We start from the raw sequence: 24285 nt of genomic DNA, 5'->3' as shown, positions 1-24285 counted from the left end.
ACCCAGCAATAGCACTATGACGATTTTCGGCGACTTCACTGAGTCAAAAAGCTATCTCTCCTGGTCCAGCAGCTCCCGGATGCCATCCAGAAGCACGGTGGTCAGCGTCGACTGGAGAGCGGTGAGCCTCTTGCCGCGACGCCGCACCAGGTAGAGCTTGTCGTACAGCGTGTGCCCGGTGATTCGCACCTCGCGCAGGAGGCCCGCTTCCAGTTCGCGACGCACGGATTCTCGCCAGAGCAGCGCCACGCCGAGTCCGCCCTGTACGGCCACCTTCATGGACTCGGCGCTGCCGAGTTCGATCTCCACCCGCCGGTCCACGACCCCGAGAGAGGCCAACGCCGAGTCTTGGCTGCGGCGAATCGCCGCGCCGGACGGCGGGCAGACGAACGGAAGCGCGGTCAACTCGGCGACCGTCGCCGAGTCGCCGACCTGCTCATCATCGGGCGCCGCGACCAGGCAGAACGGCGGCCGAGCGATCAGTTCGGACTCAAAGGAGTTGGCGTCGAGCACGGCGTCCGTGGCGACGACCGCAAAGTCGGAGCGGCCGTCGAGCGTGCGCTCCAGGGCGATCTCCACGGTCGACTGGTTCAGCGAGATCGACGCCTGTGGATGTGCGCGACGGAAGTCCACCAGGATCTGCGGCAGCACGTAGTTGCCCACGGACATGCTCGACGCGATCGAAGCCCGCCCGACCACCCCGCGGGAGATGTCGCGCAGACTCCGGTCGAGTTCGGTGCGCCCCCGCAACACCTCGGTGGCCCACTGGTGCACCTCGGCACCGGCCTCGGTCAGCTTCATGCCCCGGCCGTCGCGTTGGAAGAGCTTGACCTTCAGGCGTTCCTCCAGCGAGCGCAGGTGGGCACTGACCACCGGCTGGGAGACGAACAGATCCTCCGCGGCAAGGCGGACACCACCTCGCTCCACCACGCTGCAGAACACCTCGAGTTTGTGCAGGGAGATCCGGTTGTCCGGCGCCGTCGGCGAACTCATAGCCGAAATGCTAAGTCCTGATGCCAAACTTTCACATAGACCTATATGGCCGGGTAGTCGTAGCGTTCGGCGCATCCCCGCCATCGAGGAGGTCCCGATGCCGCTGGCCGTCGTCACCGCGTCGCACTCGCCGCTCATGCGTACCGTTGAGCCACGCGGCGACGCCCGGGCCGCGGTCGACGCGGCGTTCGCGCAGGCCCGGGCCTTCGCCGCGGACTTCCGGCCCGATCTGGTCGTCGTGGTCGCACCGGACCACTACAACGGCATGTTCTACGACCTGATGCCGCCGTTCTGCGTGGGCACCGCGGCCGAGTCCGTCGGCGACTACGGGACGGCGCGGGGACCGCTCGCGGTCGACCGGGAAGCCGCACGGCACGTCGTCCGGGAGGTCCTGGCCGCGGGCATCGACCTGGCCATGTCCGAGCGGATGGTCGTCGACCACGGCTTCGCCCAGCCCCTGGAGTTGTTGTTCGGAGCGATCGACGCCGTTGCGGCGGTGCCGGTCTTCATCAACTCCGTGGCGGTGCCGTTCGGCCCCGTACGGCGCACCCGCCGGCTCGGCGAGGCACTGGGCCGAGCCCTGCTCGCGCTCGACCGCCGGGTGTTGCTGCTCGGCTCCGGCGGTCTCTCCCACGATCCGCCGCTGCCCACGCTGGAGGGCGCGCCGCCCGAGGTCGCCGCCCGGCTGATCGCCGGCCGGCATCCGACACCCGAAGAGCGGGCCGGGCGCGAGGCCCGGGTCCGTGACGCCGGGCTGGCCGTCGCGGCTGGGGAGCCGGGGCCGCGACTGAACCCGGACTGGGACCGCGCGTTCTTGGACCTGCTGGCCGAGGGGCGCCTCACCACCACCGACACCTGGACCAACACCTGGATCACCGCCGAGGCGGGCAACTCCGCCCACGAAGTTCGCACCTGGCTGGCCTGCTACGCGGCCCTGGCCACCGCCGGTCCCTACGCCATGCGCGGCAGCTTCTACCGCCCGATCCCGGAATGGATCGCCGGCTTCGGCATCACCACCGCAGAGACCCGGAGGAACGCGTGACCGTCCCCATTCCCGCCCCCGTCACCGACGAGCCGAGCATCTGGACCGCGCTGATCGGGCAGGACCTGACGATCCGACACGTGCAGGTCGACGAGTGGAACACCCGTGTGCTGGAGGCCGGCACGGGACCGGAGACCGTGGTCCTGCTGCACGGCGTCGGCGGGCATCTGGAGGCCTACGCCCGCAACATCCCCGCCCTCGCCGCGCGGTACCGCGTGATCGCCTACGACTACCCGGGGCACGGGCTGACCACCCCGGCGACTCGGCCGCTCGAACTGCCGGACTACGTCGCCCACCTCATGAGCCTTCTCGACGCGCTCGGTGTGGAACGGGCACATCTGAACGGAGAGTCGCTCGGTGGCTGGGTCGCGGTGAAGGCCGCGTACGCGCACCCGGAGCGAGTGGGCCGGATGGTGTTGAACACCCCTGGTGGTGCGCTGTCCGACCCGGCTGTCCGGGAGCGGATCCGCACGCTGTCCCAGGGCGCCGCCGACGACCCGAGTGACGAGCGCATCCGCGCCCGCGTGAGCTGGCTGATGGCCGACCCGGCGAGTGTCACTCAGGAGCTGGTCGACGTCCGGCGGACCATCTACGCCCAGCCGCCGTTCGCCGAGTCGATGCGGAACATCATGTGCCTGCAGGACGGAGACGTCCGGGCGCGCAACATGATCACCGACGACGAACTGGCCGCCATCACCGTGCCCACGCTCGTGGTCTGGACCAGTGACGACCCCTCGGGGCCGGCCGCCGTCGGGCTGCGCATGGCGGACAAGCTCCCGAACGGGCGCTTCGAGCTGGTCGATGGCGCGGGGCACTGGCCACAGTGGGAGCGGCATCGTCGGTTCAACGAGCTCGTCCTGGACTTCCTCGGGCAGCGAGAGGACGCGTTTCTGTGACATCAACCCAGCTTCCGGGCAGCCATGACGTCGAGGCCATGACGGCCGATGGCGCACTGCCCGTCCGCAATCCCCGAACGGGGCGCGTCGACTACCTGATCCATCCACCCAACCGGACCGAGATCGCCGAACGCTGTGCCGGCCTCCGCAAGGCCCAGCCCGCGTGGACCGCGGCCGGGATCGGCCACCGGGCGGCCGTGTTGCGCCGCTGGGCGGACGCCATCGAGGCGAACGCCAAGGCGATCGGGGACGCCGAGACGGTCGACACCGGCCGCAGCCGGGTGTCTCACGAGGTGCCGTACATGGTCGCGGCCTCGATCCGCGGATGGTGTGACGCCGCACCCACGATCCTCGAGCGCGCTCGGCTGCACGGCATTTCGAGCACGTCCGCCACGGTGCGCTACGACACCGAGTTCGACCCGTACGGCCTGCTCGGTGTGATCAGCCCGTGGAACCATCCGTTCCTGCTCTCGACGCTCGACGCCGTGCCCGCGTTGCTCGCGGGCTGTGCGGTGATCGTCAAGCCGAGCGAGGTGGCACCCCGCTTCGTCGAGCCGGTTGCCGCCAGCATCGCCGAGGTGCCCGACCTGGCCGCCGTGCTGCACTTCGTGACGGGTGGACCCGATACGGGCCGGTCCATCGTCGAGGAGGTGGACGCGCTGTGTTTCACCGGCAGCGTCTCCACCGGTCGCGCACTGGCGCAGACTTGTGCCCGCCGCTTCATTCCGGCGTTCCTCGAACTCGGCGGCAAGGACGCGGCGATCGTCACCGCCTCGGCGGACCTGCGGCAGGCCGCGGCCGCGGTCCTCAAGGGCGCTGTGCACAACACGGGGCAGGTGTGCTTCGCGACCGAGCGCGTATACGTCGACCGGTCCGTGCACGACGCCTTCGTCGAGGAGCTGACCAGCCAGGCCCGGCGGCTCGAGCTGAACTACCCGGACGTCGACCGGGGCCATATCGGCCCCTTCATCCTCGGCAGGCAGGCCGACATCGTCGACGCCCATCTGGCCGACGCGCTGGCCCGTGGCGCCATCCTGCACTGCGGCGGCCGCAGCGAGACGCTCGACGGCGGTCGTTACATGCACGCGACGGTCCTGACGGGCGTCGACCACGACATGAAGATCATGCGCGAGGAGACGTTCGGACCCGTCGTCCCCGTGCAGGCCTACGACCACATCGATGAGGCGGTCCGGCTCGCCAACGACAGCGACTACGGTCTGTCCGCCGCGGTGTTCGCCGGTGACGAGGACGAGGCCAGGGCGATAGGGCGGCGCGTCAACGCCGGCGCCGTCAGCCTGATGGACACCTCGCTGACCATCACCATCATGCGCGACGTCGAGAAGACCTCCTACAACCTCTCCGGGTTGGGCGGCTCGCGCATGGGGCCCAACGGCATGTTGCGCTTCCTCCGCCGCAAGGCGCTGCTCACCCGCTCCGGTCCGGTTCCGGATATGGACTCGCTGCGCGAAGACGCCTCCTGACCCGGCACGCGACGACACTGACAGGGAGGTCAGGCATGCCCAACGACTGGAGCGACGAACCGATCGGCCTGGTGGGCGCTGGGACGATCGGCGGCGGATGGGCCGCCACTTATCTCGCCCGCCGCCGCTCGGTGCTGGTGGTGGATCCGGCACCCGCCGCGCTGGGGAGGCTGACGTCGTACCTTGAGGGCGTGTGGCCCTCGGTCCGTCGCACCGTGCCCGACGCGCCCATGTCGGCGCCCCTGGACCTGCTCCGGCTGGTCCCGACCGCCGGTCTCGGTGCCGCGACCCTGGTGCACGAGAACGTCCCCGAGTCCGTCGAGGCCAAGCAGGGCGCGTACCGAAGCATCGAGGCCGCGGTCGCGCCCGAGGTCCCGATCCTGTCGAGCAGCGGTGGCCTCATGCCGTCGGACCTGCAGACCCGCATGGACCACCCAGAGCGTCTGGTCGTCGCCCATCCGCAGAGTCCGGTCTACGCGCTCCCACTTGTGGAGGTCCTGGCGGGCAAGGCGACCTCGCCCACCGTCGTCACCGCGGTGCTCGCCCACCTCACCGACCTGGGCAAGCGCCCGGTGCTGCTGCACCGCGAGATCCCCGGCTACCTCACCAACCGGCTGACCTTCGCGATGCTGAGGGAAGTGACGTACCTGCTCGCCGAGGGCGTCGTGGACGCGAGCGGCATCGAGGACGCCGTGGTGCACGGCATAACCCCGCGGTTCCTGATCGGCGGCCCACTCATGTCGCTTGCGCTGGCCGGCGGTCCCGACGGGATGCGTGGCGCGATGCGCTCGTTCGCGGACACCATCGAGGGGTGGTGGTCCGACCTGGGCACACCGCAGCTCGACGAGGACGCCCGGGCCCGGCTGATCGCGGCCGGGGACGAGGTCCTCGACGGCCGGCCGATCGGCGACGTCCTCGCCGCCAGGGACGCGGCCGCCGTTGATGTGCTCGCGCTGCTGCACTCCCTTCACCGCGGCGCGGAGCCCCGCGCATGAGCATGTTCGCAACGCCCGCGGTCGACTGCCGCCGCGAGCCGGACGGCATGCTCGTGCTGCGGTCCCGGATTCCGGCGGGTACGGCGACGCCGACCGTCCTGCACTGGTTGCGCCGATTCGGCGCCGAGACACCGGACGCCGCCTTGCTCACGGTGGCCACGGGCGCGGACCGGACGGCCTGGTCCTACGCTCAGGCGTGGGAGGACGTGAGCCGGGTCGCCGCGGCGCTGGTCCAGCGCGGTCTGCGGCGCGGGGACCGCGTGGTAGTGCTGGGTCCGAACTCCGTCGAGCACATGGCCATGGGGCTGGCCACGATGCTGGCCGGCGCCGTAGCCGTGCCCGTCGCACCGCAGTACGCCGGGGCCTCGGCCGACCGAGGCAAGCTGGCCGATCTCCTCGCCCTGCTCGAACCGGCACTGGTCTGGGCGGCCGACTCGGCCCACGCGGCGGTCCTGGCGGAGGCCCTGCCCGCCGGCGCACCGGCCCGCATGCTCGTCGGCCGCCCGGCCGTCCGGGAACTGCGGTGCGCGATTCCCGACGACGCTGCACGGCCGGCGCCCGAGAACATCGACCCCACGGCCCCGACGAAGATCCTCCTCACCTCCGGTTCGACCGGTCGGCCGAAGCCGGTGGCCTACACCCAGTCGATGATGACGACGAACATCCAGATGACGCTCGACGTCTGGCCCTTCCTGACCGGCCACCGCCCGGTACTGGTCGACTGGCTGCCGTGGAACCACGCCTTCGGCGGCAACGCCAACGTCAACCTCGTGCTGTCCCAGGGCGGAACACTGCACATCGACGAGGCCGCGGGCCGGCCGGACCGCCTCGACGTCACGATCCGGAACCTCCGCCGTCACCGGCCCACCTTCCACGGCGCGGTTCCGTCCGGGTTCGCGGCACTCCTGCCCGTGCTGGAGGCCGATCCGGACTTCCGCGCGGCGTTCTTCGGCCGCCTCGACGTCATGTTCAGCGCCGGCGCGGCCATGCACCCGAGCGTGTTCCGCCGGCTGTCGGAACTCTCGGCGGCGGTGCGCGGACGCCCGGTCCCCATAGTGACCGGATGGGGCTCGACCGAGGTGGGCCCCGGCGCGACCATGGTGCACGCGCCCGGAGTCGCCCCGGACTGCATCGGGACGCCGCTGCCCGGTGTCGAGATCGGACTGCGTCCCGTCGCGGGAAAGCACGAACTCCTGGTCCGCGGGCCATGCGTCGCCGGCGGATACTGGCGACTGCCCGAGCAGAGCCGAGCGGCGTTCACCGCCGACGGCTGGTACTGCTCGGGCGACGCGGGCGAACTCATCGATCCCGCCCGCCCGGAGCGCGGATTGCGCTTCACCGGCCGGATCGCCGACGACTTCAAGCTGGCCAACGGCACCTGGGTCGACACCAGCGGCATCCGCGCGAGCCTGCTGGCCCGCAGCGCGGGACGGTTGCGCGACATCGTCGTGTTCGGCGCCAACCGGTCCGCACCGTGCGTGCTCGTCTGGGCGGACAGCCGTGCCGCCGAACCGTTCGGCGAGGACGACCTGCGGCTGCTGCTGGACGCCTACAACCGTGAGAACACCAAGCCGAGCACCCGGGTCCTCGACGGCGCCCTGCTCGAACCCGAGGGCGACGAGGTGGGCAGCAAGGGACAGCTCGTGCGCAATGTCATCCTGGAACGGCGGGGTCGGCTCGTCGAGCAGATATACGACCGGCAGAGAGCGGGATCGTGAAGATCGGGAACCCAACCAGAACCCTGGCCGTCGACCGCGCTGCCGACCTCCAAGCCCACGTCGGAAGCGAGATCGGGATCAGCGGCTGGGCATCGCTCGAGCAGGACGACGTGCTCGGCTTCGCCGAACTCACGCACGACCGGCACTGGATCCACACGGACCCGGTACGGGCCCGCGACGAGGCCGGCCTGAACGGTCTCCTCGCCCACGGATTCCTGGTGCTCTCCACGGTCACCGCGCTGGCGAACCAGTGCTACACCATCGCCAAGGCCACCAGGTGGACCAACTATGGGCTGGAGCGGATCCGGTTCACCGCACCGGTCTCCCCCGGCGATGAGTTCCGCCTGCGGTTGTCCCTGGACGCCGTGGCGCCGGGCCCCGGCCCCACCACCCGGCTCAGCCTTGGGTGTCGGCTCGAACGGCGGGCGAGCGAACGGCCCGCGATGGCGGCGACATGGATCGTCCTGGTGGAGGAAGCATGAACGGCGTTCCCGAGGGCTTCGTTCCGCTCGACCAGGATGGCACCTTCCTCGGCCATGTCGGCGGCCTGCTGTGGCGGCGCGGCACCGACCGGACCGACCTGTGCGTGTCGCCGGCACCGCACCATCTCAATCCCAACGGCACCGCGCACGGCGGTTTCCTCATGACCGTCCTCGACATCACCCTGGGCGCCACGGTCGAGTCCTTCCTCGGTGCGGACCCCGACCGCCATCCCGTGACGCTCCAGTTGTCATGCTCGATGCTGGCACCCGCGCGTGGTGGTGAGCTGCTGTTCGGGGAGGCGACGGTCGATCAGTCGACGCGGACGGTGACGTTCGTGTCCGCGCGGCTCCACAGTGAGGGGCGGACGGTCCTGACGGCAAGCGCGGTTTTCCGCAACCCACCGTCGCGTTCGCCGGCGCAGTTGATGCCCAGGGCGACCTAGACGGGCCGGTCGTCGCGAGGGTCACGATGGACTCGGCGCCCTCGGCGACGCTGTGCCCGAGGCCGCCGGTGAAGTCGTCGCGGTCTGCCCGGGGTCTGCGGCGTTGACCTTCACCTCCTTCAGTTCCTTGGCGTACTGCGTCGTGAGCATCGTGACCGCGGCCTTCGAGGCGCAGTAGAGGGGCAGGGCATACCGCGACTCGATCCGCGCCGGGTCCTGGGTCATGCCGAAGGAACCCAGAGGCCGCTGAGTGCCCCCCAAAGGGGGCATGTTGTGAACCACGTGGTTCACTTACCTCATAAACGAAATCGGAGGCTGGTCATGCGGGGGTTCACAAAGCGACAGCAGGTTCGTTTCGTCAGCGATGACGCCGAGTGCGCGGCGTGGCACTATGCGGGCGACAACGGCGCCTGCGTGGTCATGGCTGCGGGCTTCGGCGTGACCAAGGAGCCGGGTACCGATCGGTTCGCCGCCCGGTTCCAGGAGGCCGGGTTCAGTGTCCTGGCCTTCGATCATCGGGGGTTCGGCGACAGCGGCGGGGGACCGCGGCAGGTCGTCCGCATGCGGGAGCAGCTGGCCGACTGGAACGCCGCGATCGCGCACGCCGCGACGTTGCCCGGCGTCAACCCGGATCGGATCGCCGCGTGGGGCTTCTCCCTGGCCGGCGGCCACATCATCCGCGTGGCGGCGGACCATCCGAGTCTGGCGGCCGCGGTCGCCCAGACTCCGACGGTCGACGGCGTGGCCACCACGCTCAGCGCCGGGCGATACCAGCGGCCCACGGCGGCGCTGCGTTTGCTCGGCCGGGCCGTCCGCGACGCCGTGGGTGGCCGGGTCGGCCGCCCGCCCGTGCTGGTGCCGCTGGCCGGCGAGCCGGGCACCGTCTCGGCCCTGACCACACCAGATGGCAAGCAGGGGCCTCGGGCCCTCGACCCGGACGGCCGGTACCCGGAGTGGCAGATGGCGGTCGCCGCTCGCTCGACCCTGATTCTCGGCGGCTACCGGCCGGTCCGGCAGGCCTCTCGTGTCCGATGCCCACTGCTCGTCGTGGCCGGCGACAGCGACAGGTCGGCCCCGCCGAAGGCCGCGATACGTACGGCCGAGCGGGCACCGCGCGGGGAACTGGTCCGTCTCAAGGGCGGGCACTATGCGCCGTTCCTGGACGAGCACGAGAAGGTCGTGTCGGCTGAGCTGGAGTTCCTGCGGCGCCACCTCCTCGACGAAGACGCACAGGCCGAGGCCACGGCGGCGGAACCGGGCATGGTGTGAAGGAGTCGCGCTGTCCCCCGACGGGGCGTCCGAGCACGAGCCACACCGGCGCGGATCGGGTCTTCGACTCTTCACGGCCCGATGAGGGACGGGGTGCTGTGCGACGAGACAGTCGCGAACCTGTCGCCCACCATCGCCGCCCGATCCCGATCCGGCCGCTGGTCGCCCACCGCCGCCCGACGAACTTTGACACGGTCAGCGTGAGGCGCCCTGACGAGGACTGCCAGGTAGGGCAATGTTCTCTTCGGTGATCAGAAGACTGAGAGGCTGGGATGCCGAGCGCGTCACGCGGCTCGAGGTCGTCGGCGAGCATCCACACTAAGATCCGCGCCCCTCCGACGAATTGCCTTGAATCCGTTGGCGCAGCCGGGAGGGGAACGCCTTCACCTTTTGGAGTGGGCTCGTCATCGCGTTGCGGACGGATCAACCCATGCCCGAGCGTGGCGGCGGCGCGATCGGCGGAGGGCCGAGCTCGATGAGGCCGTTCCGACCCCTTCAACGCCTCGGGCGGGAGCTACGACTACCTGCGGATGCGCTTCGAAGGGATGGATAGCGGAATTCCGCCGACACCGTGGCTGCGCGGACAGCCGAATTTCGCCCGACCGGGACACCCGGCCGAGAAGCGCCGCTCTCCCCCGGGTGCCGGCTCAGGGACGCTCGTTATCCCATAGCATGCTGGAAATCCACCACCGGCCGCCCGCATCGCGGTGGACCTGGATCGTGTTGACCCCGCGGAATGCCGGTTCCGGCTCGTCCAGCGAGTGCTTGCCCACGTAGGCGCTCCACACGTGGCCGATATTGCCGAACAACCGGATCTCGCTTTCGACCTCGATCTCATAGAGGTCGGTCGCGGCGAGCAGCGGCGTGACGTCCTCAATGAACTCATCGAGCGTCAGGACGTTCAAAGTCGGCCGCCCCTGGTCGTCACGCACGGTCCGCATAAGGCGGCAGTCGGGATGGAGCACCTCGCGGTCTCGCGACCAGTCCCGGGGCCCCGCTGGACCGGAAACCGTGGCGTACATCTCCGCGACCAGCCGGCGGACCTGGTCTTCATCGGTGGCGAGACTCATGATCGTAGGATGCCAGCTCACCATCAGAGGAGAGGGAGCCGAAACGCCGCTCCGTCCTTCTAGAGGGGCTCGAAATCCACGGCGAGGCGTCAGGGAGATATCAAAGTCGCCTGTGCGGGCAGCACGCGGGCACTGGCCCGGCCCGCGAACTTTCGTGCCACCGCCCCGACCTGGGCGGCCAGGCGGGTGGTTCGGACGCCTGTTCCCGGAACGTCTGCCGGGAGCACCGCCAGCCCCTGCAGGCGAGCCGGCGCACCCGCACGTTCACCACCACCGGCCGCCGTCAGCCGGACAGACCCGCGGCGAGCCGTGATCGCCGCCCATGTCGGATCGGTCCCGATTCGTGCCCGCCGGCTGGTGGACCCGAATCGGCCATCTGGTTGATCGGGCGGTTCATCCGCAGGCTCGGAAGAACGGTTGGTGCGCGCCCGGGTCCCGGGTCGACACGCTGATGTCCGGACGGATGGAAGGGGTGTTTCGACGATGAACGAAGGGGTGCGGCGTCGTGGCCTGCTGACCGGCGCGGGCGCCGTCGTGGCCGCCGGAGTCGTGGGCACGCGCTCCTCCGGTGCGGCGGTGCCGAAAGAGCCGATGTTCGGGCCGGTGACGATCCGGCCGGGTGACGCGCGGTACGACGGCCTGCTGCGGGGCAATAACTTCCGGTTCGTGGGCCGGCCCGACGAGATCCGCGTGGCCGGCTCCACCGATCAGGTCGTGCGCGCGGTGTCTGAGGCGGTACGAGCCGGGCGGCGGGTCGCGGCGCGCAGCGGCGGGCACTGCTTCGAGAACTTCACCGCCGACCGGGCCGTACGGTCGCTGCTGGACCTGTCACCGATGAACGCGGTCGGCTACGACGCCCGGCGCCGGGCGTTCGCCGTACAGCCTGGGGCCACTCTCGGGCACGTGTACCGGACGCTGTTCACGGGGTGGGGCGTGACGATCCCCGCCGGCGGTTGTCCGGAGGTGGGCGCGGGCGGCCATTTCGCCGGCGGCGGGTACGGGCCGCTGTCCCGCCGGTACGGCTCGGTCGTGGACCACCTGTACGGGGTGGAGGTCGTGGTGGTCGATCGGGACGGCACCGCCCGCGCCGTGGTCGCCACCCGCGAGGCCGATGACCCGAACCGTGACCTCTGGTGGGCGCACACCGGCGGTGGTGGCGGCAACTTCGGCGTGGTCACCCGCTACTGGCTGCGCTCACCCAAGGCTGCCGGCGACGAGCCGTCCCGGCTGCTGCCTGCCGCGCCGCGGGAGATGCTGGAGTGTCTGGTCACCTGGTCGTGGGACGGGATGACCGAGCGAGCGTTCACCGGGCTGCTGCGCGCCTTCGGCGCCTGGCACGAGCGCAACAGCGCACCCGGCTCTCCAAACGCCGGCCTGTACGCCATCCTCATGCCAGCGCACCGCAGCGCCGGAAGCTTCTCGATGGTCACGCAGATCGACGCGGGCATCCCGCACGCGGACCGCCTGGTGACCGACTTCGTCTCCGAGATCACCGCCGGCACGAAGCCGACGCTGAACGCCCGGCGGATCATGCCGTGGCTGCACGCGACGACGTGGCCGGGCACCGGCGAGCCCGGCGACGTGATCAGCCGCCGATACAAGATCAAGGCCGGCTACCTACGCCGGTCGTTCACCGACACCCAGCTCGCCGCCGTCCATCACCACCTGACGGACTCCGCCGGCGGGCCGAACGCGGGGATGCTGCTCGTCGGCTACGGCGGACAGGTCCGCGCGGTGCCGCCAGGCGCCACCGCGGTCGCCCAGCGGGACGTGGTGATGAAGGCGGTCTACGAGACGGTCTGGACGGACGAGAGCGAGGACGCGGCCAACCTCGCTTGGGTACGCGGCCTCTACCGTGACGTGTACGCCGACACCGGGGGTGTGCCCGTGCCCGGCGAGGTCAGCGACGGCTCCTACATCAACTATCCCGACGCCGACCTGGCCGACCCGGCCTGGAACACCTCCGGCGTGCCGTGGCACACCCTGTACTACAAAGACAACTATCCCCGCCTTCAGCGGATCAAGGCCCGCTGGGATCCACTCGGTGTCTTCAGCCACGCCCTGGCGATCGAACCCGGCTAAGACCGCAACTGACAATCGGCAGCGGCGGGCTTGAGCTTGGCGGCCGCGTCGCCGGCCGGCGGTTCGGGATCGATCGCCGCCGCCCCCATCCCAGGCCTGGTAGGACAACGCGGGAATGGAATGGTGGGAGGATTCTGAGGGTGAGGGCAAACATCAGTGACATCGAAAAGGCGGCCGGTGTGCTGCGCGCCGGAGGCCTGGTGGCCTTCCCGACCGAGACTGTCTATGGTCTGGGTGCCAACGCCGAGGACCCTGTCGCGGTCGCGCGTACCTTCCAGGTCAAGAGGCGTCCGCCCTCCCACCCGCTGATCGTCCACATCGGCGACGCGAAGCATTTGGACGAATGGGTCGCCGATGTGCCCGCGACCGCACGCCTGTTGGCCGAACACTGCTGGCCGGGGCCACTCACGCTGGTCCTACGGCGTGATCGCCGGGTGCCGCTCGAGGCGACGGGTGGCCTGGAGACGGTGGCCGTGCGCGTGCCCGATCATCCCCTCGCGCTCGGGCTGCTGTCGGCCTTCGGCGGCGGCCTCACAGCCCCGTCCGCCAACCGCTTCGGCTCGGTCAGCCCCACAACGGCGAACCACGTCCGCGCCGAGCTCGGTGATGAGATCGACTTCGTACTGGACGGCGGCGCCTGCGAGGTCGGCATCGAGTCCACCATCGTCGACGCCACGGGCGAGACGCCGAGCATCCTGCGACCCGGCGGAGTGACACGCGAGGACCTCGAAACGGTGCTGGGCCGCTCTCTTGCCGTCCACTCGACGAGCCGCGTCCGGGTACCGGGCCAGCATCCATCCCACTACGCGCCGCGGGCGCGAGTCGTCCTGGTCGAGCCCGAGAAGGTCGTCGCCGAAGCCGAGCTCGCGCAGGAGCTGGGGCACCGGGTGGGCGTGCTCGTGCCCTCCTCCTTCGCTGAGGCCCCGGTCAAGGTGCACGCCGTGGTGGCGGTCCCTGGTTCGATGGCCGCCTACGCGCGCGGGCTGTACGGGTTCCTGCGCGAGCTCGACCAGGCCGGGTGTGACCTCATCGTCGCGTCCTTGCCGGTGGAGGAGGGATTGGGACTGGCGATCGCCAACCGGCTCCGCCGCGCCGCCGGGCCCCGGCCCTCTTAAGCCCGCCGGCATCGGCGCTGTTCGACGTTCCTGCTGGAGCGCCCACCGGATAAGCCGCCCCAAGTGCGCGAGGTATGGTCAGTACAGCTAGTCGCCCGCGAACAGGATGTCTCCGGAAGGGCCGCCGACCACGGCGTTCTTCGGCAGGCCCGGCGGGCGGGCCGGAGTGGGCGCCGGATAGAACCGGCACGGGATCAGCCGTCCGGCCACGAGGTACTCGCCGACGCCCCGATCGGTGCCGCCCTGGTGCCGGGTGACGTTGAGGACGAAGACGAAGTACTGGCCGGGTCGCATCAGCCGGGTGTTGATCTGCAGCCGCATGACTTCTGGGTCGCCGGGCACGTCGATGGGGTGGCTGTAAAGGCCCTCAGGGATGTTGTCGATCTTGTGGGCGTACGGCTGGCGGCAAAGGTCGGGCCCGTAGATGTAGAAGACCCTGGCGGGCACGCCGAGCTTGCTGAGCTGCCGGGACAACGCGTCGGCGTCATGGAAGTCGCGGATGTCGATGTCGACTGTGCCGTCGGTGTGCTTGGTGACGGCGTACGCCGGGTCGGTGTCGCCCAACGAGGTCACCAGCGTCGCCATGCCCGCGGCGACCGCGACCGCGGCGGCCGCGACCCACACGCGATGCCGGAGGTATCGGGCAGCGGCCCAGGTCGGAACCCACGTCCCAGCCGACGCCCGGATCCGCGATCGGCTACGGCGCGGCGGTGTGGCTGCGGCGCGAGCCGCCACGATCTGCTTGAGCTCGGTCAGGCGGTGTTCCTCGAAAGCGTCCAGATCGGTCATGATGCTCCCTCCAGGGTTGCTACAGCCGCCGGGGTGAGCAGGCGGCGGGCGCGGTGCAGCCGGACCCGCGCGGTGCCGGGCCGGATCTTCAAGATGGCCGCCGCCTCGATGGCCGACAGGCCGTCCACGTCGACCAGTTCCAGGACCGCCCGGAGCCTGTCCGGCAGGTCCGCGATGGCCGCCATGAGGTGCCGGGCAGCGCGTTCGGCGTCGATCCGCTCCTCTAGACGTTCGATGTCGTAGGGGCCAGGGGCCTGCGGCCTCCGGCGCGGCGGTCCTTGTCGAGCTGCCGGGCACTGCGGCGGCGTTCGGCGGCCAGGACATTGCGGGCGATGCCCACCAGCCAGGCCGTCTCGCCGCCGAGCCTGGCCCGGTACCGGTCCGCCGTCTCGATGGCGGCCAAGAAGACCTCTGTGGTGAGGTCGTCCACAAGATGCGGATCGAGCACCCGGCGGGCCACGAAGCCGGTCACCATCCGGACGTGCCGCCGGTAGAAGGCATCGAAGGCCTCTGGGTCAGTGCCGATGTCGGGACATGCATCGCCGTCCTCCCTGCGAAGTCGCTTTGCCCACCTTGGGGAAACCGCAGGGAAGCGTTACACGCCGATGCGCCGCCGGGCAGGGCCGGTCACCGCACGCCCGTTCCGTAGCGGGAGTCGAGGCGCTTGGCCCCTACCGGACGGCCGCACCGTCACTCCGGAATGGAGCGGGGCGAGCCATCGGAGCCCGGTCATTCGAGGAATTCAGGAACGCGGCAGTTGTCGCCAAAATGATCATGGGTAGCCGGGTGACGCTGATCGCTCACGGCTGTTCCGTTAGGGGATCGTCCACCGGAACAGCGAGCAGCCGGAGCGGACCCGCAGGTCGGGGCGTTCCGTAGGACTGTGCCGCGAAATGTTCCGGTGGTGGGGGGCTATCCGGAACACTTGAGGTGTGAACGGGACCTCGTGGCTGGGCGATTACGCAATGCCCGGTCGGCGAGAATCCTGGCTCAAGAGAGAGCCGGGCTTTTTCCTGGTCCATTGAATTCCAGGACTTACCTTGTGACCGCGACCTGACGGTTGTTCCAGGGCCGCCGCGTCGCCCAGCCTGTTGCCCGGCGCGCCCGGTTGAACGGACCGTCCGTCAGGGTCGGCCAGATCCTGGGAGATCATCTCAGCGACAGGTGCTCTTCCTCGACGTCCTCACGGAAGCCTCCTCTCGCCTACATCGGCTTCAGGGCTTGCTGACCTGCCGATACTCTCACACTGTGCCCGAATTATGGGCCTATGGGCGTTTTGCGGCAAACATCCCTATACTCGACGAGCTGTACGCCATCGAGTCGGCCATGCAGATGGACGCATCCGCGGACGAATGTGGCAGGCCGACCACTCGGAGGTCCGTCTGTGATCGACATCCCGCTTTACTACGCTCCAGTCGCCGGCGTGGAAGGACGGCGACGCCGCGCCGATGCGCCGGCCCGCCGGGCCGCGCGCTCCCGGCTCCGCGCAACCCTCGCCCTGTCGGGGGTGAGCGTGTGAGCGCCATCGGCACCTTCATGATCTGGGGCGCCCTCGCCGGCATCCTCCTCGCCGCCGCCGTGTTGTGGCGCGGCATCGTTCGTACGCGAAACCGCACGGACAGTGATGACGCGGACGTTATGTGGCTGGGGCAGCTAGGCGAAGAATCCGGAGAGGACACCTCCATCGACCGGCGGATCGCCGCTAACGACGCCAGCCGGCGTCGCGTAGCACGGATGGGCGAGCGCTGGCTGCCATGACCGTCAACACGATGGTTCAGACGCGTTCTCCTGAACGGGCTCAGGGCGATCGACGGCGCGTCGTGCGCCGCCCCGCCCTCTGGTGAACCGAATTGGCCTGGCCTAGAACTATAGAATGCGGTTCGGTTCGAGGAGGGGCGGTTGGGATGCGCGAAATCGCGGCGGCGGTGGCCGAGCCGATCGGGCGGCTGGGTGGAGCCTTCATGATCTCTCGAGAGGCGAAGGCCTACTCGAGAGAGGTGAGGTTGACCGGCTGGGCGCCGTATTTCCGGGGTCGCTTCGGGGTTCTGGGAGACGTCGACGCCGATGTGGTCGTGTCCGCGGCCGGCTTCTTCCCGGCCGAGACCGTACGGGAGGCGTGGGAAGCCGGCGCCGGTCTCTCCGCGGCGACCGCGGCTGATCGGTATGCCGTCGTGGCTCATGACTTCGGCCGCCGCAAGCTGGCCGATTTTGCCGAGTCGGCGCGCCTGGCCGATCTGCTCCAGCTCGTCGTGGACGGTGGGAACGTGGTGGGTGCGCCGCTGTTCGCCGGTTGGCGGGCGATGCGGTTGCCTGAGGATGACCGAGCACGGGTGATTCAGCTCGCCCATGTCGTACGTGAGCTCCGTGGCGGCCTGCATATCGTCGCGGTCCTGGCGAGCGGGCTCAGCCCGTTGGAGGCGGTTGTGAGCGGCACCTCGGCGATCCTGCCCGACGGTGAGGCGAACGCCGAATACTTCGGCTGGCCGCGGCCGTATCCGGAGGTCACGGAGGAGGTACGGCGCCGACATATTGCCGCGGAACGACTCACTGACGAGCTGATGGCCCCCACCTTCGCGGCCCTCGACAAGACAGAAGCCGACGAACTGGTCGCCCTCCTCGCGAAGGCGGAGCGAGCCGTCTTCGGCTGAGAACTCCTGACAGAGTGATCGTTTGAGGCGCCGCCAGATCTCCCAACGGATGCGTAGCCGGCGGAACCAGTGCGGCAAGGCGGTTCTCGCCCGTCAGCGAGATGGCCAAGGGAATGCCGCCGCCCTCACCGATCAGGTGATGGACCGGGCTCGGACCGGTTTTGGGCCGCCCTTCATCGCGGCGCCTGACCTGCGGCATCGAGGTCAGGCGCCGTTCGTGTGATGTCCGGCCGTCCCCCAGTGTGACCGGCCCTACGGCCGGAAGCCGTCGATCGCCAGTTCCAGCAGGCGGTCGGCCTGGGCGGTGCCGGCCGGGTCGCCGGGGGTGCGCCACAGGCAGCTCATCAGCAAGAGGACGTCGGCGGAGTCGAGGCCGGGGCGTACCTCGCCGGCGCGTTCGCAGGCGTCGAGGAGCCGGCCGATGGCGGCGGTGACGGGGGCGTACGTCGCGTCGACGATCTCCTGGGCGGCGGCGGTGTGCAGCGCGTCACCGAGGCCGTGCTTGAGGCGCACGTAGGCCGCGAGGGTGGTGAACCAGTGCCGCAGCGCGTCCAGCGGCGTATGGGCGGCCAGGACGTCCGGCACGGAGTCGACGAGGCGGCCGACGTCGTGCCGGTAGACCTCCAGGATCAGCGCTTCGCGGGTCGGGAAGTGCCGGTAGAGCGTGCCAGCGCCGACGCCCGCGCGCTTGGCGATCGAGTTGAGCGAGGCGTCCGGGGACTCGGCGAGCGCGTCGTGGGCCACCTGGAGGATCGCCTCCCGGTTCTTCAGCGCGTCGGAGCGCTGCGGCGCGGCGTCGGGCACGGGTCCTCCTGGTGTGCGGGCGATCGCCCGATTGCGAAGCGGAGAGTTCTCCGTTAGCGTCTCCGAAGTCAGACGGAGAGTTCTCCGTTTACTCTCGTACCCACTGTAGGAGCCCCCGTGCGCTACATCAAACTCGGCCGCACCGGCCTCGACGTCTCCCCGGTCGCCATCGGCGCCATGACCTACGGCGAGCCCGGCCGCGGCCACCCCGTCTGGTCGCTCGACGAGGAGACCAGCCGCCCGCTGATCCGGCACGCCCTGGAGGCCGGCATCAACTTCTTCGACACCGCCAACATGTACTCCTACGGCTCCAGCGAGGAGATCCTCGGCCGCGCCCTCAAGGACTACGCACGCCGCGACGAGGTCGTGATCACCACCAAGGTGCGCCACACCATGCGCCCCGGCCCCAACGGCAAGGGCCTCTCCCGCAAGGCGATCATGACCGAGATCGAGGACAGCCTGCGCCGCCTCGGCACCGACCACGTCGACGTCTACATGATCCACCGCCTCGACAACGAGACGCCGCTGGAGGAGACCCTGGAGGCCCTGCACGACGTCGTGAAGTCCGGCAAGGCCCGCTACCTCGGCGCGTCCTCCATGCACGCCTGGCAGTTCGCCAAACTTCTCCACCTCCAGGAGCGCCACGGCTGGGCCCGGTTCGTCACCATGCAGGACCACTACAACCTGCTCGCCCGCGAGGAGGAACGCGAAATGCTCCCACTCTGCGCCGACGAGGGCGTCGCCACCATGGTGTGGAGCCCCCTCGCCCGCGGCCGCCTCGCCCGCCCCGCCGGCCAGGCGAACACCACGGAGCGCGCCGCCACCGACGGCGCCTACGCCGACATGCTCTACACCAAGGCCAACGCCGACAACGACCGGCAGATCCTCGACGAGGTCGGCGCCGTCGCCGACGCCCGCGGCGTCACCCGCGCCCAGGTCGCCCTCGCCTGGCTACGCCGCAACCCCGTCGTCGCGGCCCCTATCGTCGGCGCCCGCACGATCCAGCAGATCGACGACGCCGTCGCCTCCCTCGATCTCGACCTCACCGACGAAGAGGCCCGCCGCCTGGAAGCCCCCTACAGCCCCCGCCACGACTTCCAGGGCATCTCCGACGAAGCGGTACTCGAGCGCATCAAGGCCGGCATCCCCGGCTACGCCGACCTCTGACGCCGCGCCGGTGGGTCGCGACGCTCGTTGACACGGCGGCCGTGGCCGCGAGAAAGTCCCGCCGATGAAGAATCCCGGCCTGACACCCTTTGAGCGCAAAGTATGGGACGCGTTCCCGTACGGCCGAGACGTCCAGTTCTCTGGCGCCAACGGCGAAACGGCCGAGGACGGCCATGCGTGGGGCCCGGAGCGCTCCGTACGCGCCGAGGTCATCCGGAGGCTTCTGGTCAGTGGCCGGCCCGCCGATGGCGAGATCGCGTCACTGCGCCTGGCCGGCGTACGCGTCACCGGCCGGCTGGATCTCAAGCACGCGACGATCCCCTACGCCGTCCGGTTCTGGAACTGCCACTTCGACCACGCCCCGAACCTGTACGCGATGCGGATCCGCCAGCTCAACTTCAGCCAGTGCCACCTGCCCGGCCTGGACGCCGCCACCATCCGCGTCGACGGCGTCCTGCGGATCACCGGCAGCCGCATCCCCGGCGCGGTACGGCTCGGCGGCGCGAGGATCTCCGGGGCCTTCTTCCTCGACAAGGCCGACCTGGGCGAAGAACGCGTCGATGACGCCGAACGCGACCCGATCCTGCAGCTCAACCACGCCACCATCGACGACGACGTCTGGGCGCCCCGGCTGCGGATCCGCGGACAGATCCGGCTGGCCGGCGCGACGGTCACCGGCGCCGTGAACCTCGACAACGCCGAGCTGAGCGAGCCGGACCGCACGGTCATCGACGCGGAGAACCTGACCGTCGGCTCCAACCTGGACGCCTGGCGGCTCCATACCGAGGGCAGGATCAACCTACGCGGAGCCAAGATCCCCGCCCAGGTCAACCTCGGCGAGGCCCGTCTGTCCAACCCCCGCGGCGTCGCGTTGCGCGCCACCAGCTGCACGATCGGCGAACTCTGGCTGGGTGACGCCGCGCCCATCAGCGGATCGGTCAACCTGCGCGGCTCCCAGATCGGCCTCATCCACGCCGCACCCGAGGTCTGGCCGGCCCACGTCAAACTCGACGGGCTCACCTACACCTCACTCCAGCCCCGCCTCCCCGCCGGCCCACGGCTGGCCGTACTCGAACGCGACGACGACGGCTATGTCCCGCACGCCTACGAACAACTCGCCGCCGCGTACCGGCGCGTCGGCGACGACGCCCAAGCCCGCGCCGTGCAACTCGCCAGGCAACGCCGCCACCGCACCACACTGGCCTGGTACGCCAAACTCTGGGGACACGCCCAGGACGCCACCGTCGGCTACGGCTACCGCCCCACCCGAGCCATGGCCTGGCTCCTCGGCCTCCTACTCCTCGGCACCGTCGTCTACGGCCTCCACCACCCACAACCCGTAGAGCCAGGCAAAGCCCCCGACTTCAACGCCCTCATCTACACCCTCGACCTCCTCCTGCCGATCATCGACTTCGGCCAGGAGAAGGCCTTCAACCCCCACGGCGCCTACCAGTGGCTCGCCTACCTCCTCATCGCCGCAGGCTGGATCCTCGCCACCACCGTCGTCGCCGGCATCACCCGCGCCGTCAGCCGCCAGTGACCGCTCCGCCGCTCAACGCGCCCGCTGAACGCCGGCATACGGAAATGCGGCAACGCCGCTGCACGACCCCGTCCGGTTGGGAACTGCCTTTCGCGTCTTCTTGACCCCGGCCGGGAGCACTGGAAGAACGGACGAAGAATGGCCGAGGGTGATGATGTCCATGCTCTCCGAGCGGCACGGACCGAACGTCATTCAGGTCAATCGGGCCGCGATGTACCTATTATCTCCAACGGTGGCGCCGTCGCTTGCCCATCCGCCAGACTGTGAACTTCAGGCAGCGGTCGGACATGATCGAAGCCGGCCTCGGACGAACCTGGCGTCGAACGTCCCCTTGGAGTACACAACATGGCCATGAGACGGCAGGCACAGGCCGACGACGATGGCGGCGTCAAATGACTGCGCTCGGGAGATCCGCGAAGCTAGGTCTGTTCGAAAGCGCGGCAGAGAAATTCTTTCGCGGTAGCTCGAAACTTCCCGAACGTGACGCCGTAATAGCGGCCGGCCCCGCAGACGAAGAGGAGTTCGTAACGCTTCTCCCCTACCTGAGTGCGTCTGATATTCAGGAAGGACTCCCGTTGTGCGGAAGAGAGGGCGAGGAGGCGCTAGACACGCTGCTCACCTATCGCACGAAAATTCAATACACCGAGGGACTCGGATCATGGTACACACACGACGAAAACATGATGTATATTGATCTAACCCATAAGTGGCACCTCTTGACCACGGTTGTGCACGAGGCGGCGCATGCCCGAACAGCCCATGAGGGTCTTAGGCCGGACATCATCAAGAGTGACCGAAAGCCCTACATCGAGGGCATGTGCAAAGATGAGAGCAACGCGCAGGTCAAACAGATTCTCAGCAATATGGGGTATCAGCGCTACGCGCCGAACCTGCCAGACGTGATCCTGCAGCGCGAATACGCGCGCGGCGGCGAGCAGGCGATTTTGGACAGCATCTACAGCGGCCGGATAGTGAGATGCACAGACGGCATCCCGTACCCGCAATATTATGGAAGAATGTGGGACGTACATCACAGGGGATAACACATCGACGCGAACGCCAATTGACGACTGTGCGCGATGCGGCCTCTACTCCGTCAGGTCGACGAATGCGTTAACGGAGGAAATATGCGTGAGATGGTGAGTGCCGGCCTGGCCGCCAAGGGCCGTGCAGTCCAAGCCGCGCTCGCGAAGAACCCTGCCGCATCCTTGATGCACCCACTGAAGCCCGTACCCGGTGGAGCGCATGTCATACTATTCGACGCATTTCCACATTCACGAGCGAGCTTTTACGTGGGAATGGTCGACGACGTCGTCTTCTATCTTACCGAAGCGCCGGAAGAATTCACTTCGATGATGCGTGCCTGCGGGCTTCGCATCGACAGGCCCGAGGTCGCCGTTTCTGTCGCTCGCGCCTACATCGAGACGACGCGCTCGATGCGGAAGTTTAGCGGCGTCATCGACAGCGTCGACGACATACGAATGATTCCGTGCCGAGACGCGGAAGAAGAAAGGCTTTGCCGTGACGCGACCGCCAGGCTGCGCGGCATCGTCGACCCTCCGAGCGCACGGAAGATCGGATCCAGATATGTCATAACCGCCTACGTGCTATGCGGCTCCGACCTTGACCTACGGACCCTCACCATAACGGAAGACTGCGAGATAGCCAGCCGGAATGAGCTAATCGCGTCCGATCTGCCCGTACCACTCAGTATGTAATACCGCCGGTAAAGGTGTGCCGTGCCACGCACGCCGTCGCCGCGCTCGTCACTTCCCGTCGACCAGCCGTGAGGCGGCGGACCCACGCTCTGGACCGCTACCAGTCGGTCGCGTCGGGCGGGAACGTTCTGAGGGTGCAGATCATGGGCTGTGGCACTCCGGGTATCGGCTTGGCGCACACGGTGCGCACGACCGGGGTGGGCGGTGGCGGTGACGGCGGCGGAGCGGTCGGCACCGGCCGGTTGAGGGCGATCTGGCCGACGAGGCGTCCGTTCCGGTAAGCACGGACCGTTGTGGGCACCTTGTCGGAAAGCTCGGCGAGGCTGATCGCGGCCATTCCCCCGTTGCGGCCCCGGGCGACGGCCACGGTACGGAACGCGGTCACCGGATCGACGACGACCATCGGATCGTTCTTGCAGCCCGTGCCGGTCAGGATCCGGATCACCCTGAGGTGCCGGTCCACGGCCGCCGCGAAGGTCATCGAGGCCGGGATGACCGAGTGGCGCACCGACGAGACCCGTCCGGTCCTCTTGGCGGGCGGGCTCTGGTCCAGCCGCAGGGAACCGGGGCCCCCTCCAGGCGGATCCCGCAGACCCTCGTCCAGGACGGCGCCGCCGGGCAGGAACAGGAGGTCGGCTGGCGGTCACAGGCCACCAGGGCCGCACACGATAACGCGGTCGCGGACAGGACCAGGCGGTTGATCGGCATCTCGCCACCTCGGCTTCACGAGGCCTGGTCGGGCACCCGCCGGCACCCGGCGTCACCGCTTGGACGGCGCCCGCCCGCGTTCCGTTCCACGAGGACCGGCGGACCGTCGCTCAACCCGCGCCCAGGCCCCGGTCGGCGAAGGCGATCAACCACTCGAAGCCTTCGTCGACGTCGACGCTCCGCTGGAAGCCGTTGGCCGCCTGCAAGGTGGCGAAGCCGTGGCAGAGACCGCGGAGCATGCGCGGGGCGTGGTCCACGTCGCCCTTTTTGATCTCGTAGCCGCGCAGCACCGTCGTGAACGCGTCGAGCGGCCGCTGACTCGCGGTGGCCATTGGATCGTCCGGGCCGGTCGGTTCCACGCCGATCGTCGCGCCGTACCGGCCGGGATGCTCCAGGACGAAGCCGCGGAAGGCGCGCGTCGCGGCCCGCGTACCCCTGGACCGCGCCGCCCACGGCATCGGCGGCCTCGCTCAACGCCAACGCCGCGACGCGCCGGTTGAGGTCTTCCTGGCCGCTCACGTGCTCGCACCGGACCGCCCAGGTGACGGACCACGGCGAGCAGATCACCGGCGATGGCGGTACGGCTCCAGGCCGGCGCCCGTCACCTCATACGGGATCGTGCCGCCGTCGACGGCGAGGTTCTCGGTCATGGCCGCGACCGAGGTCCGAATAAAGTTCGGCGAATGCGGCGGCGAGCCGACGCCGCGCGTACGGAGTTCGGCGTGATGGAGGGATTTTCGTGGACGCGGTGGACCGGGAGATCCTGCGGCGGCTGCAGCGGGACGGCAGGCAGACCAACCGGGAACTGGCGCAGGCGGTGGGGATCGCCCCCTCGACCGCCCTGGAGCGGACGCGCGCCCTGCGCGAGCGCGGAGTGATCACCGGTTTCCACGCCAGGGTGGACATGACGGCGCTCGGCCGCAGCGTGCAGGCGCTGATCTCGATCCGGATCAGGCCGCAGTCGCGAGAGGCCATCGAGTCGGTGCGGGACAGCATGGCCAAGCTTCCCGAGACGCTCGGGGTGTTCGTCGTGACGGGCAACGAGGACCTCCTCGTCCACGTGGCCGTGCCCAGCACGACGTACCTGCGGGACTTCGTCCTCGACCGCCTCGCGCGGCGCAAGGAGTTCGTGGACGTGCGCACCACCGTGGTGTTCGACTACGTACAACCGGCCGAGCAGTCCGAACTTTCGGACGTCGGAGAGCGGGATCACCGAAGCTCGTACGGCTGACCGCGGGGAAAGCGAAGCCCTGGCGAACGATTGACGGCCGGGCCGCACCCGCTCGAACGAAGTTCGCCCCCCGGCGTCTTTTCGCGCATTTCTC

26 protein-coding genes are annotated in these 24285 nt (G+C 69.4%); 17 read left to right on the top strand and 9 right to left on the bottom strand.

Annotation, left to right across the window (positions count from 1 at the left end):
• Positions 1-51: 51 nt before the first annotated feature.
• On the bottom strand, positions 52-993 hold the full coding sequence (locus tag QSK37_RS31105) for a LysR family transcriptional regulator (RefSeq protein WP_285628298.1): 942 nt from the start codon (positions 991-993) through the stop codon (positions 52-54).
• Between the two features lie 97 nt (positions 994-1090).
• Here QSK37_RS31105 and QSK37_RS31100 point away from each other — a divergent pair, with 97 nt between their 5' ends.
• From QSK37_RS31100 to QSK37_RS31070, 7 genes are read left to right on the top strand one after another with little or no spacing between them, the layout of a single operon-like run.
• Positions 1091-2035 carry a 3-carboxyethylcatechol 2,3-dioxygenase gene (locus QSK37_RS31100; RefSeq protein WP_285628295.1) on the top strand — a complete coding sequence of 315 codons (945 nt, stop codon included), beginning with the start codon at positions 1091-1093 and terminating at the stop codon, positions 2033-2035.
• Positions 2032-2931 carry an alpha/beta fold hydrolase gene (locus QSK37_RS31095; RefSeq protein WP_285628293.1) on the top strand — a complete coding sequence of 300 codons (900 nt, stop codon included), beginning with the start codon at positions 2032-2034 and terminating at the stop codon, positions 2929-2931. Before QSK37_RS31100 ends, QSK37_RS31095 begins: the two co-directional genes overlap by 4 nt.
• The gene (locus QSK37_RS31090) at positions 2928-4412 is read left to right on the top strand and encodes an aldehyde dehydrogenase family protein (protein ID WP_285628290.1); all 1485 of its coding nucleotides are present in this window, start codon (positions 2928-2930) and stop codon (positions 4410-4412) included. Before QSK37_RS31095 ends, QSK37_RS31090 begins: the two co-directional genes overlap by 4 nt.
• A gap of 35 nt (positions 4413-4447) precedes the next feature.
• Complete coding sequence (locus QSK37_RS31085; RefSeq protein ID WP_285628287.1) at positions 4448-5407, top strand: 3-hydroxyacyl-CoA dehydrogenase NAD-binding domain-containing protein; 960 nt, start codon at positions 4448-4450, stop codon at positions 5405-5407.
• Positions 5404-7125, top strand: coding sequence for an AMP-binding protein (locus QSK37_RS31080; RefSeq protein ID WP_285628284.1), 1722 nt, complete (start codon positions 5404-5406; stop codon positions 7123-7125). The genes QSK37_RS31085 and QSK37_RS31080 overlap by 4 nt, the downstream gene beginning before the upstream one ends.
• On the top strand, positions 7122-7607 hold the full coding sequence (locus tag QSK37_RS31075; RefSeq protein WP_285628281.1) for a MaoC/PaaZ C-terminal domain-containing protein: 486 nt from the start codon (positions 7122-7124) through the stop codon (positions 7605-7607). The genes QSK37_RS31080 and QSK37_RS31075 overlap by 4 nt, the downstream gene beginning before the upstream one ends.
• Complete coding sequence (locus QSK37_RS31070; protein ID WP_285628278.1) at positions 7604-8050, top strand: PaaI family thioesterase; 447 nt, start codon at positions 7604-7606, stop codon at positions 8048-8050. The genes QSK37_RS31075 and QSK37_RS31070 overlap by 4 nt, the downstream gene beginning before the upstream one ends.
• 21 nt (positions 8051-8071) lie before the next feature.
• Here the strand turns inward: QSK37_RS31070 and QSK37_RS31065 are convergent, their stop codons facing one another.
• On the bottom strand, positions 8072-8275 hold the full coding sequence (locus tag QSK37_RS31065; protein WP_285628275.1) for an SDR family NAD(P)-dependent oxidoreductase: 204 nt from the start codon (positions 8273-8275) through the stop codon (positions 8072-8074).
• 96 nt (positions 8276-8371) lie between these two features.
• Between QSK37_RS31065 and QSK37_RS31060 the strand changes: the two genes are divergently transcribed.
• Entirely contained in the window at positions 8372-9319 is a 948-nt protein-coding gene (locus tag QSK37_RS31060; protein ID WP_285628272.1) for an alpha/beta hydrolase, read from the top strand.
• 647 nt (positions 9320-9966) lie between these two features.
• Here QSK37_RS31060 and QSK37_RS31055 read toward each other — a convergent pair.
• Positions 9967-10389 (bottom strand): hypothetical protein, encoded by a 423-nt coding sequence (locus QSK37_RS31055; protein ID WP_285628269.1) that lies wholly within the window; start codon positions 10387-10389, stop codon positions 9967-9969.
• Positions 10390-10872: 483 nt separating this feature from the next.
• Here QSK37_RS31055 and QSK37_RS31050 point away from each other — a divergent pair, with 483 nt between their 5' ends.
• Together QSK37_RS31050 and QSK37_RS31045 are read left to right on the top strand one after the other, a co-directional pair.
• Positions 10873-12471 carry an FAD-binding oxidoreductase gene (locus QSK37_RS31050; RefSeq protein ID WP_285628266.1) on the top strand — a complete coding sequence of 533 codons (1599 nt, stop codon included), beginning with the start codon at positions 10873-10875 and terminating at the stop codon, positions 12469-12471.
• Between the two features lie 140 nt (positions 12472-12611).
• Positions 12612-13586: an L-threonylcarbamoyladenylate synthase gene (locus QSK37_RS31045; protein ID WP_285628263.1), complete on the top strand. Its 975-nt coding sequence runs from the start codon at positions 12612-12614 to the stop codon at positions 13584-13586.
• A gap of 87 nt (positions 13587-13673) precedes the next feature.
• On the opposite strand, the gene QSK37_RS31040 is transcribed toward QSK37_RS31045, so the two are convergent.
• From QSK37_RS31040 to QSK37_RS31030, 3 genes are read right to left on the bottom strand one after another with little or no spacing between them, the layout of a single operon-like run.
• Positions 13674-14375, bottom strand: a complete 702-nt coding sequence (locus QSK37_RS31040; protein WP_285628260.1) for a hypothetical protein — start codon at positions 14373-14375, stop codon at positions 13674-13676.
• Positions 14372-14560 (bottom strand): RNA polymerase sigma factor, encoded by a 189-nt coding sequence (locus QSK37_RS31035; RefSeq protein ID WP_285628257.1) that lies wholly within the window; start codon positions 14558-14560, stop codon positions 14372-14374. Before QSK37_RS31035 ends, QSK37_RS31040 begins: the two co-directional genes overlap by 4 nt.
• Before the next feature lie 38 nt (positions 14561-14598).
• Positions 14599-14847, bottom strand: a complete 249-nt coding sequence (locus QSK37_RS31030) for an RNA polymerase sigma factor (protein WP_285628254.1) — start codon at positions 14845-14847, stop codon at positions 14599-14601.
• 1043 nt (positions 14848-15890) lie between these two features.
• On the opposite strand from QSK37_RS31030, the gene QSK37_RS31025 reads away from it, so the two are divergent.
• Positions 15891-16133, top strand: a complete 243-nt coding sequence (locus tag QSK37_RS31025) for a hypothetical protein (RefSeq protein ID WP_285580030.1) — start codon at positions 15891-15893, stop codon at positions 16131-16133.
• A 146-nt stretch (positions 16134-16279) separates the two neighbouring features.
• Complete coding sequence (locus tag QSK37_RS31020) at positions 16280-17023, top strand: SCO6745 family protein (RefSeq protein WP_285628251.1); 744 nt, start codon at positions 16280-16282, stop codon at positions 17021-17023.
• A 252-nt stretch (positions 17024-17275) separates the two neighbouring features.
• On the opposite strand, the gene QSK37_RS31015 is transcribed toward QSK37_RS31020, so the two are convergent.
• Entirely contained in the window at positions 17276-17827 is a 552-nt protein-coding gene (locus QSK37_RS31015) for a TetR/AcrR family transcriptional regulator (RefSeq protein ID WP_285628248.1), read from the bottom strand.
• 117 nt (positions 17828-17944) lie between these two features.
• Here QSK37_RS31015 and QSK37_RS31010 point away from each other — a divergent pair, with 117 nt between their 5' ends.
• The 4 genes from QSK37_RS31010 (at position 17945) to QSK37_RS30995 (ending at position 22252) form a co-directional block, all read left to right on the top strand.
• Entirely contained in the window at positions 17945-18994 is a 1050-nt protein-coding gene (locus QSK37_RS31010) for an aldo/keto reductase (protein ID WP_285628245.1), read from the top strand.
• Between the two features lie 64 nt (positions 18995-19058).
• Positions 19059-20534 carry a hypothetical protein gene (locus QSK37_RS31005; protein ID WP_285628242.1) on the top strand — a complete coding sequence of 492 codons (1476 nt, stop codon included), beginning with the start codon at positions 19059-19061 and terminating at the stop codon, positions 20532-20534.
• A 392-nt stretch (positions 20535-20926) separates the two neighbouring features.
• Positions 20927-21577: a hypothetical protein gene (locus tag QSK37_RS31000; RefSeq protein ID WP_285628237.1), complete on the top strand. Its 651-nt coding sequence runs from the start codon at positions 20927-20929 to the stop codon at positions 21575-21577.
• Between the two features lie 84 nt (positions 21578-21661).
• Positions 21662-22252, top strand: coding sequence for a hypothetical protein (locus QSK37_RS30995; protein WP_285628235.1), 591 nt, complete (start codon positions 21662-21664; stop codon positions 22250-22252).
• Positions 22253-22349: 97 nt separating this feature from the next.
• On the opposite strand, the gene QSK37_RS30990 is transcribed toward QSK37_RS30995, so the two are convergent.
• Both QSK37_RS30990 and QSK37_RS30985 read right to left on the bottom strand, forming a co-directional pair.
• Positions 22350-22733: a hypothetical protein gene (locus QSK37_RS30990; RefSeq protein ID WP_285628232.1), complete on the bottom strand. Its 384-nt coding sequence runs from the start codon at positions 22731-22733 to the stop codon at positions 22350-22352.
• Between the two features lie 337 nt (positions 22734-23070).
• Positions 23071-23418: a TetR-like C-terminal domain-containing protein gene (locus tag QSK37_RS30985; RefSeq protein WP_285628230.1), complete on the bottom strand. Its 348-nt coding sequence runs from the start codon at positions 23416-23418 to the stop codon at positions 23071-23073.
• 281 nt (positions 23419-23699) lie between these two features.
• Between QSK37_RS30985 and QSK37_RS30980 the strand changes: the two genes are divergently transcribed.
• The gene (locus tag QSK37_RS30980) at positions 23700-24191 is read left to right on the top strand and encodes an Lrp/AsnC family transcriptional regulator (protein WP_285580106.1); all 492 of its coding nucleotides are present in this window, start codon (positions 23700-23702) and stop codon (positions 24189-24191) included.
• Positions 24192-24285 lie beyond the last annotated feature (94 nt).

Source organism: Actinoallomurus iriomotensis (assembly GCF_030269445.1).
Taxonomy (GTDB): domain Bacteria; phylum Actinomycetota; class Actinomycetes; order Streptosporangiales; family Streptosporangiaceae; genus Actinoallomurus; species Actinoallomurus iriomotensis.
This window is presented reverse-complemented; position numbering and strand designations above follow the sequence as displayed.

Bases quoted from the DNA above. Each gene is read 5' to 3' on its own strand.
- QSK37_RS31105 (WP_285628298.1), bottom strand. From the start codon at position 993: ATGAGTTCGCCGACGGCGCCGGACAACCGGATCTCCCTGCACAAACTC.
- QSK37_RS31100 (WP_285628295.1), top strand. From the start codon at position 1,091: ATGCCGCTGGCCGTCGTCACCGCGTCGCACTCGCCGCTCATGCGTACC.
- QSK37_RS31085 (WP_285628287.1), top strand. From the start codon at position 4,448: ATGCCCAACGACTGGAGCGACGAACCGATCGGCCTGGTGGGCGCTGGG.
- QSK37_RS31080 (WP_285628284.1), top strand. From the start codon at position 5,404: ATGAGCATGTTCGCAACGCCCGCGGTCGACTGCCGCCGCGAGCCGGAC.
- QSK37_RS31070 (WP_285628278.1), top strand. From the start codon at position 7,604: ATGAACGGCGTTCCCGAGGGCTTCGTTCCGCTCGACCAGGATGGCACC.
- QSK37_RS31065 (WP_285628275.1), bottom strand. From the start codon at position 8,275: ATGACCCAGGACCCGGCGCGGATCGAGTCGCGGTATGCCCTGCCCCTC.
- QSK37_RS31060 (WP_285628272.1), top strand. From the start codon at position 8,372: ATGCGGGGGTTCACAAAGCGACAGCAGGTTCGTTTCGTCAGCGATGAC.
- QSK37_RS31055 (WP_285628269.1), bottom strand. From the start codon at position 10,389: ATGAGTCTCGCCACCGATGAAGACCAGGTCCGCCGGCTGGTCGCGGAG.
- QSK37_RS31050 (WP_285628266.1), top strand. From the start codon at position 10,873: ATGAACGAAGGGGTGCGGCGTCGTGGCCTGCTGACCGGCGCGGGCGCC.
- QSK37_RS31040 (WP_285628260.1), bottom strand. From the start codon at position 14,375: ATGACCGATCTGGACGCTTTCGAGGAACACCGCCTGACCGAGCTCAAG.
- QSK37_RS31035 (WP_285628257.1), bottom strand. From the start codon at position 14,560: ATGGCGGCCATCGCGGACCTGCCGGACAGGCTCCGGGCGGTCCTGGAA.
- QSK37_RS31020 (WP_285628251.1), top strand. From the start codon at position 16,280: ATGCGCGAAATCGCGGCGGCGGTGGCCGAGCCGATCGGGCGGCTGGGT.
- QSK37_RS31005 (WP_285628242.1), top strand. From the start codon at position 19,059: ATGAAGAATCCCGGCCTGACACCCTTTGAGCGCAAAGTATGGGACGCG.
- QSK37_RS31000 (WP_285628237.1), top strand. From the start codon at position 20,927: ATGACTGCGCTCGGGAGATCCGCGAAGCTAGGTCTGTTCGAAAGCGCG.
- QSK37_RS30995 (WP_285628235.1), top strand. From the start codon at position 21,662: ATGCGTGAGATGGTGAGTGCCGGCCTGGCCGCCAAGGGCCGTGCAGTC.
- QSK37_RS30990 (WP_285628232.1), bottom strand. From the start codon at position 22,733: ATGACCTTCGCGGCGGCCGTGGACCGGCACCTCAGGGTGATCCGGATC.
- QSK37_RS30985 (WP_285628230.1), bottom strand. From the start codon at position 23,418: ATGCCGTGGGCGGCGCGGTCCAGGGGTACGCGGGCCGCGACGCGCGCC.